Annotated in this window: 10 protein-coding genes and 1 tRNA gene; 5 read left to right on the forward strand and 6 right to left on the reverse strand. The window is 66.0% G+C overall.

All coding sequences use genetic code 11. The features are described 5' to 3' along the window. The first annotated feature begins 11 nt into the window (after window positions 1-11). Entirely contained in the window at window positions 12-1,091 is a 1,080-nt protein-coding gene (gene queG / locus PDM29_RS00220) for a tRNA epoxyqueuosine(34) reductase QueG (RefSeq protein WP_311191918.1), read from the forward strand. A 5-nt stretch (window positions 1,092-1,096) separates the two neighbouring features. Next, window positions 1,097-2,434 (forward strand): exodeoxyribonuclease VII large subunit, encoded by a 1,338-nt coding sequence (xseA, locus tag PDM29_RS00225; RefSeq protein WP_311191919.1) that lies wholly within the window; start codon window positions 1,097-1,099, stop codon window positions 2,432-2,434. A gap of 194 nt (window positions 2,435-2,628) precedes the next feature. Here xseA and PDM29_RS00230 read toward each other — a convergent pair whose 3' ends face one another. Continuing rightward, a complete protein-coding gene (locus PDM29_RS00230) occupies window positions 2,629-3,534 on the reverse strand; it encodes a M48 family metallopeptidase (RefSeq protein ID WP_311191920.1) in 906 nt (301 codons plus the stop codon). Window positions 3,535-3,606: 72 nt separating this feature from the next. Beyond that, the gene (locus PDM29_RS00235; protein WP_311191921.1) at window positions 3,607-5,475 is read right to left on the reverse strand and encodes a formylglycine-generating enzyme family protein; all 1,869 of its coding nucleotides are present in this window, start codon (window positions 5,473-5,475) and stop codon (window positions 3,607-3,609) included. Between the two features lie 81 nt (window positions 5,476-5,556). Between PDM29_RS00235 and rnd the strand changes: the two genes are divergently transcribed. Further along, window positions 5,557-6,633 (forward strand): ribonuclease D, encoded by a 1,077-nt coding sequence (rnd, locus tag PDM29_RS00240; RefSeq protein ID WP_311191922.1) that lies wholly within the window; start codon window positions 5,557-5,559, stop codon window positions 6,631-6,633. A 41-nt stretch (window positions 6,634-6,674) separates the two neighbouring features. On the opposite strand, the gene PDM29_RS00245 is transcribed toward rnd, so the two are convergent. Together PDM29_RS00245 and PDM29_RS00250 are read right to left on the reverse strand one after the other, a co-directional pair. Beyond that, the gene (locus PDM29_RS00245; RefSeq protein WP_311193855.1) at window positions 6,675-8,951 is read right to left on the reverse strand and encodes a TonB-dependent receptor; all 2,277 of its coding nucleotides are present in this window, start codon (window positions 8,949-8,951) and stop codon (window positions 6,675-6,677) included. Window positions 8,952-9,262: 311 nt separating this feature from the next. Next, a complete protein-coding gene (locus PDM29_RS00250) occupies window positions 9,263-11,812 on the reverse strand; it encodes a Cache 3/Cache 2 fusion domain-containing protein (RefSeq protein ID WP_311191923.1) in 2,550 nt (849 codons plus the stop codon). Between the two features lie 364 nt (window positions 11,813-12,176). Between PDM29_RS00250 and PDM29_RS00255 the strand changes: the two genes are divergently transcribed. Next, window positions 12,177-12,252: transfer RNA gene (locus PDM29_RS00255), tRNA-Ala, on the forward strand. 322 nt (window positions 12,253-12,574) lie between these two features. On the opposite strand, the gene PDM29_RS00260 is transcribed toward PDM29_RS00255, so the two are convergent. Together PDM29_RS00260 and PDM29_RS00265 are read right to left on the reverse strand one after the other, a co-directional pair. Further along, window positions 12,575-12,859 (reverse strand): type II toxin -antitoxin system TacA 1-like antitoxin, encoded by a 285-nt coding sequence (locus PDM29_RS00260; protein WP_311191924.1) that lies wholly within the window; start codon window positions 12,857-12,859, stop codon window positions 12,575-12,577. A gap of 536 nt (window positions 12,860-13,395) precedes the next feature. Continuing rightward, window positions 13,396-14,511 (reverse strand): alpha/beta fold hydrolase, encoded by a 1,116-nt coding sequence (locus PDM29_RS00265; RefSeq protein WP_311191925.1) that lies wholly within the window; start codon window positions 14,509-14,511, stop codon window positions 13,396-13,398. Between the two features lie 176 nt (window positions 14,512-14,687). On the opposite strand from PDM29_RS00265, the gene PDM29_RS00270 reads away from it, so the two are divergent. Further along, complete coding sequence (locus PDM29_RS00270) at window positions 14,688-14,828, forward strand: hypothetical protein (protein WP_311193866.1); 141 nt, start codon at window positions 14,688-14,690, stop codon at window positions 14,826-14,828. The last annotated feature ends 7 nt before the right edge of the window (window positions 14,829-14,835 follow it).

Below are 14,835 nucleotides of genomic sequence, written 5' to 3' on the forward strand. Positions count from 1 at the left end.
TACTTGTCACCATGTCTGCCGTGCCCCTGCCCGCCCCCGTCCACCTGGCCCGTGCCGCCGAGCGCGTGCGGGCGCTGGCGCGCGAGCACGGCTTCCAGCGCTGCGGCATCGCCGGCATCGAGCTGGGCGAGGACGAAGCCCACCTGGCCGACTGGCTGGGCAAGGGCCTGTACGGCACGATGGACTGGATGGCGCGGCATGGCACCCTGCGCGCGCGCCCGGCCGAGTTGCTGCCGGGCACCGTGCGGGTCATCTCGGTGGGCATGGACTACAGCCACAAGGACGACACCAACGCCTGGGCGGCCTTGAACGACGGCGAGCGTGCCTATGTGGCGCGTTACGCGCTGGGCCGTGATTACCACAAGCTGATGCGCAACCGGCTGCAGAAGCTGGCCGACGCGCTGGCCGCCGAGATCGGCGCGTTCGGCTACCGTGTGTTCGTCGATTCGGCTCCTGTGCTGGAACGGGCCCTGGCGCGCAATGCCGGGCTGGGCTGGATCGGCAAGCACACCTGCCTGATCGACAAGCAGGGCGGCTCCTGGTTCTTCATTGGAGAAATCTACATCGACCTGCCGCTGCCAGTGGATGCGCCGGCCAGCGCGCACTGCGGCAACTGCACGCGCTGCATCGACATCTGCCCGACCCAGGCGATCATCGCGCCGCAGCGGCTGGATGCGCGGCGCTGCATTTCCTACCTGACCATCGAGCACGACGGGGCGATTCCTGAAGAGCTGCGCCCGTTGATCGGCAACCGCATCTACGGCTGCGACGACTGCCAGCTGATCTGTCCCTGGAACAAGTTTGCCAAGCGCACGGATGAGGCCGACTTCCGCGCCCGCAACCAGCTCGACACCGCGTCGCTGGCGCAGTTGTTCGCCTGGGAAGAAGACGAGTTCCTGCGCCGCACGGAAGGCAGCCCGATCCGTCGCAGCGGCCACGAACGCTGGCTGCGCAACATCGCGGTGGCGCTGGGCAATGCGCCGGGCACCGCAGAGACGCTGGCTGCATTGCAGTCACGCGTGGATCACCCGTCCGACGTGGTGCGCGAGCACGTGCAGTGGGCACTGCACCGGCACAACGTGCGAACATGACCGGCATGGAACGCACTGCACAGATTCTCACCCCCAGCCAGCTCAACGCGCTTGCCCGTGACCTGCTGGAAGGCAGCTTTCCCTCGGTGTGGGTGGAAGCTGAACTGGGCAACGTGACCCGCCCGGCCTCCGGGCATATGTACTTCACCCTGAAGGATGCACGCGCGCAGATCCGCGCGGCGCTGTTCAAGCCCAAGAGCCAGTGGCTGAAGTTCGTGCCGCGCGAGGGCATGCGCGTGCTGGCGCGTGGCCGGCTGACCCTGTACGACGCACGCGGCGAGTACCAGATGGTGCTCGACCACATGGAGGAAGCCGGCGAAGGTGCACTGCGCCGCGCGTATGAGCAGCTCAAGGCACGACTGGAAGCCGAGGGTCTGTTCGCGCCGGAACGCAAGCGCCCCCTGCCCGCCCACGTGCAGCGCCTCGCGGTGATCACCTCGCCGACCGGTGCGGCGGTGCGCGACGTGCTGAGCGTGCTGGCCCGCCGCTTCCCGCTGCTGGAAGTGGACCTGTTGCCCAGCCTGGTGCAGGGCGACAGTGCGGCGGCACAGATCACCGCGCTGCTGCGCGCGGCCGATGCCAGCGCGCGCTATGACGTGATTCTGCTCACCCGTGGCGGCGGTTCGCTGGAAGACCTGTGGGCCTTCAATGACGAACAGCTGGCCCGCGCGATTGCGGCCAGCCAGACACCGGTGGTGTCGGCGGTTGGCCACGAGACCGACTTCAGCCTGTCCGATTTTGCTGCGGACCTGCGCGCGCCCACGCCTTCTGTCGCCGCCGAACTGCTGGTGCCCGACCAGCGCGACCTGCTGCTGCGGCTGCGCCGGGATGCGGCGCGGATGGTGCAACTGCAACGCCATGCAATGAGCCAGGCCACGCAGCGCGCTGACCGTGCGTTGCTGCGCTTGAACGCGCAGAGTCCGCAGAACCGGCTGCAGTTGCTGCAACGCCGGCAGCAGGATCTGGCGCGGCGACTGGCTTCGGTGTGGCAGCAGCAGCTGGAACGTCGGCGTGCGCGCCTGCGGCATGCCGACATCGTGCTGCGCAACAACGCGCCGCAACGGCGGCTGGAGGCGCTGCGCGAACGGCTCGTCCGGTTGCTGCCGCGCGTGGACACCGCGATGGCGCGGCAGTTGCAGCGTGATCAGTTGCGCCTGCGTGGGCTGGCGCGCTCGATGGAGGCGGTGAGCCCGCTGGCGACGGTGAGCCGTGGCTATTCGATTCTGACCCGTGCGGACGATGGGCGACTGGTGCGCTCGCCGTTGGATGTTGCGCCGGGGGATGCGCTGACCGCGCGGGTGAAGGACGGCGTGATTTCAGTGGTGGTCAAGGATCGCGAATGATCGCGGCGTGACATGGGCCACGCGTGACACGCATGGCGTGTTCGCGTCTCCGTTCGGCATGGCGTTGACACGCATGGCGTGTCACTACGCTGCGTTGGTCGATCGATGATGGGGTCGATCGATGACGGGTTGGTCGGGCGATGACGGGCGGAGGGACACGCCATGCGTGTCCAACGGAACGTTTCACCGCCCGCTCACCCTCCGCCCGCCGTCTCACAGAACCGCTGCCGGTACTCCATCGCCTTGGGCATCAAGGCCTGCAGGTTCTGGATCCGTGTGCCGGGATTGGGATGCGTGGAGGAAAACTCCGGCGGGGCCTGCCCACCACTGGCCTGCCCCATGCGTTCCCACAGCGGTACCGCCTCGCGCGGGTCGAAACACGCCGCCGCCGCCAGCATCAGCCCCACCTCATCCGCCTGGGTTTCGTGGCTGCGTGCATACGGCAACAGATACCCATAGCCCAGCGCGGACATCACCATCTGCTGCTGCGACGCGTCCATGCCGCTGGCGGCACCGGCCATCTGCCCGATCTGGGTCATCTTCTGCTGCGCCATGCGCTGCGCACCATGCCGCAGCAAGGCGTGCGCGATCTCATGCCCCATCACCACCGCCATCGCATCGCGCGTGCGCGCCACCGGCACCAGCCCGGTGTACACCGCCATCTTGCCGCCGGGCAGGCAGAACGCATTGGCCTGGTCGGACTGGATGACGTTCACTTCCCACTCGAAATCGCGCGAGAAATGCGCCGGCTTCAGGCCGTGCTCCTCAGCCAGCGCGGTTTCCACCACGTCCACCTTGCGGATCAGCTGTTCGGCAATCGCGCGCACGTCCTGCGAGATCTGCGCATTCGGATCCAGCGGACGCTCCTGCGCCAGGATCTCCTGGTAGGCCTGCAGGCCCAGCGCCTTTTCCTGGCTGGCATCGAGCGAACTGTCGATCAGCACGCTTTCACCGGTGTACGGGTCGACGCTGCGGTTGGAAACCCAGTAGTACGCGGCGTAGCCGGCAAACGCCAGCAGCACCCACCAGCGGATGTTGCCGAACAGGCCCGGTCGCCGGCCGCGTTGCTGCGACTGCCCCCCAAACGGATCGCTGCGCATGGTCGTGGTTCCTGAAGAAGCCGGCTCACCCTGGCCGGCGCTGGGGCCATCCTACCCCCGTGCCGTGTGAAGTCAGATACCACGCACCAGGCGGAAGCCGATCCGCGCGTTGGTGGTGTCCGAATCCTGCGACTGCCGCCAGGCCGCACGGGTCTGTTCGGGGGCGTTGGCCCAGTTGCCACCGCGGATCACCCGCTGCCGGCAGCCGGGGTTGAACCAGGCCGCGCCGTCGGCCGGGGCACGCCGGTAGCTGGCGTGCCAGCAGTCGGCCACCCATTCGCTGAGGTTGCCGGCCATGTCGTGCAGGCCGAACGCGTTGGGCTCGAACGTGCCCACCGGCGCGGGGCCCCACCAGCCATCGCCATAGCCCACGAAGGCATTGAACCAGCGTCGCCCGGACGGCGAGACATCGTCGCCGCCGGTGAAGTTGCCCGAGCCCTTGGGCGGTGTGCCTTCATCGCCCCAGGGGTAGCGCCCGCTGGTACCTGCACGCAGGGCATATTCGAATTCGGCTTCACTGGGCAGACGGTAATAGCGGCCGGTCTGTTCGGACAGCCACATGGCGTAGTGCTCGGCGTCGCGCACGCTGACGTGCATGACCGGCGCATTGGCCATGGCCAGGCTGCCATCGTAGCCGGACTGCCAGTCCACCCCGCTGCGCAGCATGAAGTTGCCGCTGCGCTCGTCGTACACCGTGGAATGCCCGCGACGGGTGGCGCGCGGGCGCGCCTTGCTGGCCTGCACGTAGCGGCGGAAGTCGGCGACGGTGACCTCGGTCATGGCCATCGCGAAGCCACGGTCGAAGCGTACGTAGTGCGCGGGCTTCTCCGCATCGCTGGCCCCGATCTCGCCTTCGGCCGCGCCCATCTGGAAGCCGCCGTGGGGCACCACGATCATCTGCGGACCACGGCCACCATCACGCAGTGCATCGCTGAACACCTGGCCCGGACGGAAGCTGCCGTAATGGGTGACCAGCTCGATGCGCTCGCGCAGCTGGGCCACCACCGGGTCGCCCGGCATGGCGATGCGCAGCGCGTCTTCCAGCTTCTGCCGCGCCGGCTTGAGCCCCTGCGCGCTGGTGAGGTCGCGCAGGCCCTCATCACGCAGGCGCACCAGTGTGTCCGCGCGGATCCGCTCGACCCGCTCGAAGGCGTCATTGATGGTCGGGGCCGAGTCGCGCACTTTCGCGGCCTCGGCCAGCCACACGCCGGCCCCGGTGAAGTCGGCAGCCCGTGCGGCGGTTTCGGCACGGCGGATCAGTGCGCTTTCCGACGCCGCCAGCCCCTGGCGGGCGCGTTCGTTGTCCGGGGCCAGCGCCAGCGCTTCGCGGAAGTTTGGCAGCGCCCCGTCGCCGTCTTCGCCAATGCGGTCGTTGCGCAGGTCTTCTTCACCGGCACGGTTGTAGGCAATGACCCGCTGCGCCAGTTCCACCCGCGACTGCAGGGCGCGCACGCGCGGGTCTTCCGGGTCCAGGGTGAGCAGTACAAGCCCCATCTCGCCGGCCTTGGCCACCGCCTCGCGCTGCCGCAGCGGACGCACCAGCAGCGCAGCGATCTCGTCCAGCAGCTGCTCCTTGGCCCGCTTGATCCCGGCCTGCGCCTGGCGGTCCTTCGGGTCGCGCTCCAGCAGCGCCAGCCAGATCGGCAGCGCCGCGGTGGCGTCCTCGTACAGCCGCCCGCTCTCGAACGCCTTGGCCGCGTCGCGGCGGGCCTGGGCCACGCCGGCGTCGTCGATCTGCACCGCCGGCGGCTGCCAGCGCTGCACGGTCTCGGCCTCGTCCTGCCCGCCGATGGTGACCTGCGCCGGCGTCGGTGCCTGGGCCGGTGCGTCGGGCTCGGCCGGGCGCGCCGCCGCAGGCGGGGCTTCGTCGGGGGAGCAGGCCGTGGCGGTGAACAGCACCGTGGCCAACAGCAGCGTCAGGGGACCGGGGGTTCGCAGCATGTGTTCATCATAACGGCGCGCGGGCCGGTGCAGGCGCGTTATCCTGCCCGCCTGAGCATTCCCGCAGCATGGAAACCCTACGTGGCCTATTGGATCAAAACCCCCGCGGAACTGGACGAACGCTTCCGCCAGCGCCCCACCCGCATCGGCCTGGACACCGAATTCATCCGTGAACGCACCTATTGGCCGCAGCTGGCCCTGGTGCAGATGGCCGTTGGCGACGAGGTGCTGCTGATCGACCCGTTGATTCCCGGCATGAACGAAGCACTGGCCCAATGGCTGGCCGACACCTCGATCCTGAAGATCATGCACAGCGCCAGCGAAGACCTGGTCACCTTCAAGGTGGCCTGTGGTGTGCTGCCGCGCCCGCTGTTCGACACCCAGATCGGCGCGGCCCTGGCCGGCATTGGTGGCGGCATGGGCTACCAGAAGCTGGTCACCGCAATCAACGGCGTCACCCTGGCCAAGGGCGAGACCCGGTCGGACTGGATGCGCCGGCCGTTGTCGGACGCACAGCTGCAGTATGCCGCCGACGACGTGGAGTACCTGTTCGCCCTGCATGACGCGATTGAGGCCAAGCTGCAGGAACAGGGTCGCCGCCAATGGTTGGACGACGATGCCGAGCGCCTGCTGGCCAGCGTGGAGCATGACGAGGAACGCTGGCCGCACGTGGCGATGCGCTCGGCGCAGTTCATGGATGCCGCTGCACAGCTGCGCCTGTTGCGCCTGCTGCGCTGGCGCGACGTGCAGGCACGCAGCAGCGACCGCCCGCGCAGCTGGATCCTGGACAACGAACTGGCCGCGCAGCTGGCACGCACCCCGCCTGCCGACCAGGAGGCGCTGGGCAAGGTGATGGACAGCTTCCCGAAGGCTCCGCGCAAGCTGCTCGGTGCGGTGTGGCAGGCGCTGGTGACGCCGTTGGAGGATGAGGCACAGGCTCCGCTGGCACTGCCGGCCAATGATGGGAACAAGCAGGCGTTGAAGAAGCTGCAGGATGCGGTGAGTGCCCGCACCGCGGAACTTGGGCTGCCCGATGGCGTGCTGGCTTCGCGCAAGCACCTGGAGAGTTATCTGGAAAGCCGGCAGTGGCCGGCGGCACTGGCGGGTTGGAGGCAGGCTGAGCTGGAGTCGCGCCTGCAGGCGGCGTTGCCGGCGTAGGTAAAAAAAAGGCCCCGCATCAGCGGGGCCTTGCTTTTAAATCACCAGTTCAGATTCAACGAAACACCCACAGTCCGCGGTTCGTTATAAACCGCGGCCATGTAGTTCTCGATCACACCCTTCAGATTCTTCTCGTTGGTGATGTTGCGCGCGAACGCCGCCACTTCCCAGGCACCGTAGTTGCCCGAATAGCCCAGCTTCAACCCACCTTCAAAGCTGCCCTTGGAATTGAACTCGGCCGAGTCATACAGCACGAAGCTGGTATAGCCCTGCTTGTTCCAGTCGGTGGACACGAAGAACACGTCGGCATCGTTCACCGGAATGTCGTAACGCGCGGCGAAGTTCAGGTTGTACTTCGGTGCATTCGGCAGCGGGTTGCCGTTGATCTGCGCAAAGGTGTTGGCCCCCACCTTGATGGTCGGGTCATACACATCGCACACCACGGCACCGTTCAGCGCACACACCTGGGCATACACGCGGTCGTCCTGGATTTCGCTGTGCAGCCAGCTGAAACCGGCGCTCAGGCTCAGGTTCGGAATCGGGCGCAGCTCCATGTCCGCTTCCACGCCGTAGGCCTTGGCCTTGTCCGCGTTGAACAGCACGCCGTTGCCGTTGGAATCGTTGCCGTTGAGCTGGATGTCGTTGACCGTGTAGGTGAACGCGGCGGCATTCAGACGCAGGCGGTTGTCCCACAGGCTGCTCTTCACGCCCGCTTCCCACGACAGGATGGTTTCCGAGTCGGCGGTGGTGAAGTCGGCATTGAACACGGCCGAACGGCCCTGGATGGTCGGGCCACGGAAGCCACGCGCGACCTTGGCGTACACGCTCACCTGCGGGTTGAACGCGTACATCGCGCTCACGTCCCAGCTGGGGGTGGTGTCGGCCATTTCCACGTCGGTGCGGCCACGGTAGGTCACCACGCCGGCAGCGGTGTCGGCGGTCTTCAGCAGACGGGTGCGCTTCTCGTCGCGGGTCTGGCGCAGGCCGGCGGTCAGGGTGAACTTGTCGGTCACGTCGTAGCTGACCTGACCAAAGCCGGCCCACGAGGTGTTGGTGTTGCGCAGGCGCACCCAGTTGTTCGGGTTGCGGGCGGTGCCCTGCAGGAACCACGCGCGCTGGTAGAAGTCGGTGGTATCGCGGCCGTCGAAGTAGAATGCGCCGACCTGCCACTTCAGGCGGTTGCTGTCGGCGTTGGCCAGGCGGATTTCCTGGGTCCACTGGTCGAGGTCACGAATCTGGCCCATCGACTGGCCGTAGCCATTGGCCACGCCATTGACCGGGAAGTCCGCCGCCGCGCCGCCGTCGGTGTCACCACGGCTGTAGCCGGAGGTGGTTTCGTAGGCGGTGATCGAGGTCAGCGAGATGTTGCCGAAGTCGTACACGGCCTTCACCGAACCGCCGTAGGTCTTGTACGCCTGCGGGTTGTTGTCGGCTTCGTCGTAAGCCACCGAATCGCGCGGCGCGTCGGTCTTGTTCGAGCCACGGGTCAGCGCGCCGCGCAGGAACAGGGTCGAGGTGCCGTCGTAGCCGCGGGCGTGGGCCGAGGCCAGCAGCGAGAAGTTGTCGCTGGGCTGCAGCAGCAGCTGGGCGCGCACGTTGCGGTCGTCGAAGCCGCCCATGGTGTTCTTGCGCGGGCTCACCGTGCCATCGGCGCTGGGGCCGGTGTAGGTGTTGTCCACGTAGTCGTCGCGGTGCTGGTACAGGGCCGACACGCGGAACGAGGCGATGTCGTTGATCGGGCCGCCGAAGCCGCCGTCCACCGCCACGCTGCCGTAGCTGCCGTAGCTGGCCTGCACGCGGCCGCTGTAGTCCTGGCTGGGCTTGATGGTGTCGAACTTGACGATGCCGGCGGTGGTGTTGCGGCCGAACAGCGTGCCCTGCGGGCCGCGCAGCACTTCAATCTGGTCCACGTCATAGACCGGGTTGGACTTCAGCACCACGTGTTCCAGCACCACGTCGTCCTGGATGATCGACACCGGCTGCGAGGCACCCAGGTAGAAGTCGATGTTGCCCAGGCCACGGATGTAGAAGCGCGGGAAGATGCGGCCGGTGGTGGTTTCCGCGTAGAAGCTGGGCACCTTGCCCGACAGCGCCAGCAGGGTGTCGTCGCCGCCGGCGGTGAAGTCACGGATCTTCTCGCCCTGCACCACGCCCACGGACACCGGCACTTCCTGCAGGTTGCGTTCGCGGTGGTCGGCGGTCACGGTGATCGCGTCCAGCGACGTGGGGGTGGCGTCCTGCGCCAGAGCGGTGCCGCTCAGGCCCAGCAGCGTGGTGCAGGCCAGCGCCAGCGCGTGCGGGCGCGGCGAATGGGTCATGCGGAAAGAGGCAATACGGGAGGTGTCGCGATGGGCAGACATGAAGGTCTCGGTCAGTGAACGGCGTAGAGCCGGGCTTGCCCGGCTGCACGTTGCGGCATCATGGAAAGTGGATGTTGCAGTTTGGTTTCTGCTGGCTGACGGCCGGGATCAATGGCGCGGATTATGCGCGCTCGCCACCCGTTGCGGAATGGCTGATTCTGTTCGTTCACCGAGGGTGATCACCAACGGTGATCACCTACCGGATTTGGCGACCTTAGATCCGGCGGTGGCGTCTGCAGCTCCCCAACCACAGACGCCACCGCACCCGATCAGGCCGCGACGCGCTCCTTGCGCGCGGGCTGCGCGTCGGCCAGGCGGAATTGCCCGACCGATTGCTGCAGCTCGGACGACTGCGCGTTGAGAGCACGCGCAGCGGCCGAAGCCTCCTCGACGAGGGCAGCGTTCTGCTGGGTCACACCATCCATCTGCACGATGCTCTGGTTGACCTGCTCGATCCCTGCCGCCTGTTCCTGGCTGGCGTTGGCGATCTCTTCGATCAGCCCACCCAGCTCGCTTACCGAGGCCACCACGCGCTGCAGGGTCTGCCCCGCCTGGCTGGCCAGTTCATTGCCGTCGGCCACCTGGGCCACCGAGGCCTCGATCAGCCCCTTGATTTCCTTGGCCGCGCTGGCCGAACGCTGCGCCAGCGCGCGCACTTCCGAGGCCACCACCGCAAAGCCGCGGCCTTCTTCGCCGGCACGCGCGGCTTCCACCGCTGCGTTCAGGGCCAGGATGTTGGTCTGGAAGGCAATGCCGTCGATCACTGCGGTGATGTCGGCGATGCGGTGCGAGGAGGCTTCGATACCCGCCATGGTCTGCACCACCTGCGCCACTGCGGCACCGCCCTGGGCGGCCACGTCGGAGGCTTCAGCAGCCAGACGATCCGCACGGCGGGCATGGTCGGCGTTCTGCTTCACCGCGCTGGTCAGTTCTTCCAGCGACGCCGCCGATTCTTCCAGGCTGGCGGCCTGCTGTTCGGTACGGCGCGACAGGTCGTCGTTGCCAGCCGCGATCTCGGCCGAGGCCGTGGCCACCGACACCGCCGCCTGCTGGATGCCGCCGACAATGCGGGTCAGCTGCGCGACGGTGGCATTGGCGTCGTCACGCATGGTGGCGAACACGCCCTGGAACTGCCCTTCGATGCGGCCGCGCAGGTCGCCCTCGGCCAGCGCCCGCAGCAGGCCTGACAGCGCGGCCAGGTTGCGGTCGGCGGTGATCATCAGGGTGTTCAGGCCCTGCACCATTTCCTTGAAATCGTGGCGGTACGCATCGACGTCGCCGCGCACGCTGAAGTCGCCGGCGGCCGCCGCATCGACCAGGCGCTTGATCTCGCCATTGATGTCCTGCAGGCGACCGCGCACGCCGTTCACGGCTTCTGTGATGCGGGCCTTCTCGCCCGGCAGCGGCTCCATCTTCTGCGACAGGTCGCCTTCGGCGTACTGCGCGATCAGCGCCACCACGCGCATCTTCACCGCGATGTGAGCATCCACCAGTTCGTTGGTGCCCTCGACCATGGTACGGAATTCACCGTCGAAGGCGCTGGCGTCGATGCGATGGCTGATGGTGCCTTCGGCGTGCAGCGCGCTCATTTCATTCTGTGCGGCGATGATCTCGCGCAGCTTGTCCTGCATCTGGCGCAGCGCGGTCATCAGCTGGCCCACTTCGTCCTGGCTCTTCACCGTGATGGTGCGATCCAGGCGGCCTGCAGCGACGTCGCGCGCCACCTGGCCCGCTGCTGCGAGCGGCACGGTCAGCATGCGACGCACAACAACGATGAGGGCGACGATGACGGCCAGCAGGCCCAGGCCGGAGACAAGTGCGGTCTGCAGCATCAGCTTGTTCAGCACGGCGGCCAGCACCGAGGTCGGCTCCAGGCCCAGCACGGTCCACTTCCACGGGCCGTAGGTCTGCGCGGTAACGAAGTAGGCCTGGGCCGGTGCGTCCTTGCTGGGGCGCAGGTGCAGGGTGGCCTGGCTGGCGGTACCGGCCAGCAGCGCTTCCAGCTGCGGCTTGTCCGCTTCGTCCACCAGCGCCGGCAGCTTTTCGCCTTCTCCATTGGAGGCGGCCACCAGGGTGCCGAAGTCGTCGCCCGCGCGGGTGTTCACGGCCAGGAAGTGACCTTCCTTGCCCAGCTTGGAGTCGCGCAGGCGGGCCTTCAGGGCGGCCAGGCCGTCGGTGTAGTTCTGCCCGATGAAGGCGATCGCGGTCACTTCACCGGCGGCATCCTTCAGCGGCATGTAATGGGTCATGTAGTCGACGCCGAACAGACGCGCCGGACCGGTGTAGGACTCGCCGGCGATCATCTTCGGGTAGGCCGGGCTGGCATGGTCCAGCACCGTGCCCATGGCGCGGTTGCCTTCGGCATTGCGCAGCGAGGTGGTGACGCGCACGAAGTCGTCGCCATCACGCACGAACACCGTGGCCACGCCGCCGGTGGCTTCAGCGAAGCGGTCCACCACGCCTTCCTGCAGGTTGAGGGTGTCCGTGCCCATCAACAAGCGGGGGGTGGCGCGTTCGCCGACGGTGACCGGCTTGGTCGCGTCCACGGTGATGTCGCCTGCCGGCAGCATCGCGCGGAAGGTGCCGGCCATGCGCTCGGTGCTTTCGCTGAGGCTGCGGTCGTACAGCTCGACCGAATCGCGCATCAGGTCGGTGGAGGACTGCAGACCTGCCTCGACGCGTTGCTGGTAGCTGGTGGCAGCCTGGCGATAGATCAGCACGGCCAGGATTACAAAGGCCAAGGTGGTGATCACGCCCATCAGCAGCGCAAGGCGCGCGCCGATGGAGGTTGAGAAAACGGTGGCGGCACGGGTCGTCATCGTCGGGACTCGAAAAAGTGGGTGTGAGAGATGCGTCACACTTCTTATCGGCACCACTTCGGTCCGCTTTACGTATTTTTCGCCAGAAATTAACGTATAGACACAAACGCTATCTTATTGATTTCATTGTATTTAGATCGATATCCGCGTTCACAAACCAACCCGGTCGTTCAGAAAAGTTCGGAAATAACTAAAGATCACACCCGTGCTGCCGCCTCCGGCGCTCCATCAATAAATTTATGGAAACGTTTTCTCATTTTTGAGGCATCGACCGCCTGCGTCACCCTGCCGCGCTTGGCAGGCGGGCCTTCACGGCGCTACACTCCAGTCATCGCAAGGCGGTGCCTGCGAAGCAGTACTTCGTGGGGCCATAGCTCAGCTGGGAGAGCGCGTCGTTCGCAATGACGAGGTCAGGAGTTCGATCCTCCTTGGCTCCACCACTATTCAAGCAGCCGGGCAAGCCCGGCTCTACAACAGAACGCCACCTTCGGGTGGCGTTCTGCTTTTGGGGATGGAGGTGCCGACGCCTGGGTTCGGAACACCTCCTTCGTTCAATGCTCCCGGTGCCCGAAATCTGCGATGCGCGCGGACGTGCACCGCTGCACGCGTTTGCACATGGATGCACGCGGATGCCCGCCTTGGTAGCGTCGGTCGCAAGACGACGGCCGATAACGGTGATCGGCACGGCGAACGCAGAAACCTCGCCGAAGCACATCGCCACCCCACCCTCGCATTGCCCGCCCCACCGGGCTGCTGCGCTGACTACGCCTTCTCTCGCGCTTTATCCCACACAGGGATAAGCCTGACCAACCGCTCAAGCCCGGGATTGCGCTCCAACGGCGCATCAAGGTGGTCGACAAATTGCTGGAACTCGTCACCCGACAAAGTGAAGCTCACTCGATCGATGGCGTCGCCCTCCTCCGCCAATCGCATCATGTGCACCTTTCCAATCCGTCCATCCTTGAAGGCACGCACCGCCTCCAACAGTTCTGCACCCAGGTCACGTTGACCATCGCGAATTGCCAATTCGTTTTCATTCTTCGGCATTGTCGAGCTCCTTCGCGTTGCGTAGCCAATGATTGCGGTATCCGCCGCTGAATCATCGCAGTTTCGGTCGGGTGTCGATTTCGACTGGCGCATGCTTCGCGCGCCATCGCGCCGCAGTTGCGACGTGACACCGAAGGCCAATGGCGACTTCCTTAAGCTTCTGTAGCTAACGACTCCGCTTGGTAGACGGATTCAACTGGCGGGAGACCGGGCCAGACGCGACGCCTGTGCACAGTTAGCCTCTCAGGATTCGCCATGGTTCAAGCAGCCGGGCAAGCCCGGCTCTACGTAACGTCACCAGCAAAACTTGCGTCGTGCGACGCTACTCGCCCCTGAAATGCGTGGCGTCGGCGGAAATTCGCCTTGGTAGCGTCGGTCGATAGACGACGGCCGATAACGGTGATCGGCGCGACGAACGCATCGGCGTGATCGAGATAAACGCAATTCCGTCCGGGTGCGCGACGTTAAAGCGCGGATCATTGGTATCGGTCGTCGTCTATCGACCAACGCTACCCAAGCAGCGCCAGCGAGCCGCGCTACGGCACATCCCCCGCCCGCTCGGCAATCGGCCTGACCTGCTGCACCAGCGTCAGCAGCGTCTTGCCGGGCTCTTCAATCATCAGCTCATGCGCGGACTGCTCGAACCACACCAGCTGCTTGGCCGGTGCCTCCACCTGCGTGAACCATTCGGCTGCCAGCTCGGACGACACGTTGTAGTCGTGACGACCGAGGAACAGGAACAAAGGCGTCTTCAGCTGGTGCACGCGGCTCATGTCCAGCGTCAGCACCTCGCTCAACAGATGCCGCGTCGAGAAGTCATTGGCCTTCCACACCTTGGCGAGGTCGTCGTCGGTGTACTCCGGTGACAAGCGGATGGCGGCGGCCTCAGCACTTCCCCCGGTCCGGTTGTGCACCATGCCGCCGTACTCGTTGAGCCACTTGCGCTGCTTGAACAGCTTCTCCAGCGGCACAGGTTCATTACCCTGCGCATATGGAGCCAGCGCCTCCAGCTCGGCGACCGCTTCGGCGTTGCCAGCGGCCTTGGCCTGCTGCAGGGTCCACACATAGCCGCGACGTTCGCTTTCCGGTGCGTTGGATATCTGGCCGATGCCTACATAGGCATGCAGCCATTCAGGGCGACGCTGCGCCAGTTCCAAACCCAGGTAGCTGCCCCAGGAATGGCCTACGACGAAGACCTTGTCCTTGCCGAACTCCTTGCGCAGCCAGGCCACCATCTCCTCGGTGTCGGCGATCATCCGTTCGCGGGTCATGGTCGGGGCGACGAGCGCTGGATCATTGGCTGCGTAAGTCTTGCCCGCACCGCGCTGGTCCCACTGCACTACCGTGAAGTATTCCTCCCAGCCGCGTTGGAAGTACCAGCTGGTCGGCATCGCCACCCAGCCGGGGCCGCCGTGGAGCATCAGCAGTACCGGATTGCGTGGGTCGTTGCCGCGAATGGAGACCCATTGGTCGATACCCCCGATGCGGACCGCTTCCAGACGTTCGATTCCGTTGTCGGCCACTACTTTGCGGATGTCGGCGACGATCTTCGTCGCCTCGGAGCGGCTGGTGGGTGCTGGTGCCTGTGCGTACGCGTTGGTGGACAGGGCCGCTGTGACGGCTAGAAACGCGACAAGAATCGGCTTGATCAACGTACTGCCCCTCAACAGTGTTGTTGAGGGGATTGTGGCATGGAGGGGTGATGGCGGGTCAGTGCGCCACTTGCGGTGAAGTAGATGCGTTCGCTGCGCTGATCACCGGTATAGGCAGTCGTCTGTCGACGACTCTACCGGGTGGGTTTGCTGGGGGGACGTTTGGTGTTGGCGTCATGAATCTGCTGGTCGGTCTGGGCGGGGCGGCTCTTGGCCACATCGTCCTGCTTGCGGTCCTGCTGGGATTCCTTGACGCCTTCCTGTTTGCCGGGTTGCTTTTCGGTGGTCATGGCCTGAAGCACTACGTTGGGGGTTGAGGGCAAC

This window comes from Stenotrophomonas oahuensis, from assembly GCF_031834595.1.
In the GTDB taxonomy this organism is placed as follows: Bacteria; Pseudomonadota; Gammaproteobacteria; order Xanthomonadales; family Xanthomonadaceae; genus Stenotrophomonas; species Stenotrophomonas oahuensis.

Excerpts from the sequence above, each read along its gene's own strand:
- queG (WP_311191918.1), top strand. The coding sequence starts at position 12 with ATGTCTGCCGTGCCCCTGCCCGCCCCCGTCCACCTGGCCCGTGCCGCC.
- xseA (WP_311191919.1), top strand. The coding sequence starts at position 1,097 with ATGGAACGCACTGCACAGATTCTCACCCCCAGCCAGCTCAACGCGCTT.
- PDM29_RS00230 (WP_311191920.1), bottom strand. The coding sequence starts at position 3,534 with ATGCGCAGCGATCCGTTTGGGGGGCAGTCGCAGCAACGCGGCCGGCGA.
- PDM29_RS00235 (WP_311191921.1), bottom strand. The coding sequence starts at position 5,475 with ATGCTGCGAACCCCCGGTCCCCTGACGCTGCTGTTGGCCACGGTGCTG.
- PDM29_RS00245 (WP_311193855.1), bottom strand. The coding sequence starts at position 8,951 with ATGACCCATTCGCCGCGCCCGCACGCGCTGGCGCTGGCCTGCACCACG.
- PDM29_RS00250 (WP_311191923.1), bottom strand. The coding sequence starts at position 11,812 with ATGACGACCCGTGCCGCCACCGTTTTCTCAACCTCCATCGGCGCGCGC.
- PDM29_RS00260 (WP_311191924.1), bottom strand. The coding sequence starts at position 12,859 with ATGCCGAAGAATGAAAACGAATTGGCAATTCGCGATGGTCAACGTGAC.
- PDM29_RS00270 (WP_311193866.1), top strand. The coding sequence starts at position 14,688 with ATGAATCTGCTGGTCGGTCTGGGCGGGGCGGCTCTTGGCCACATCGTC.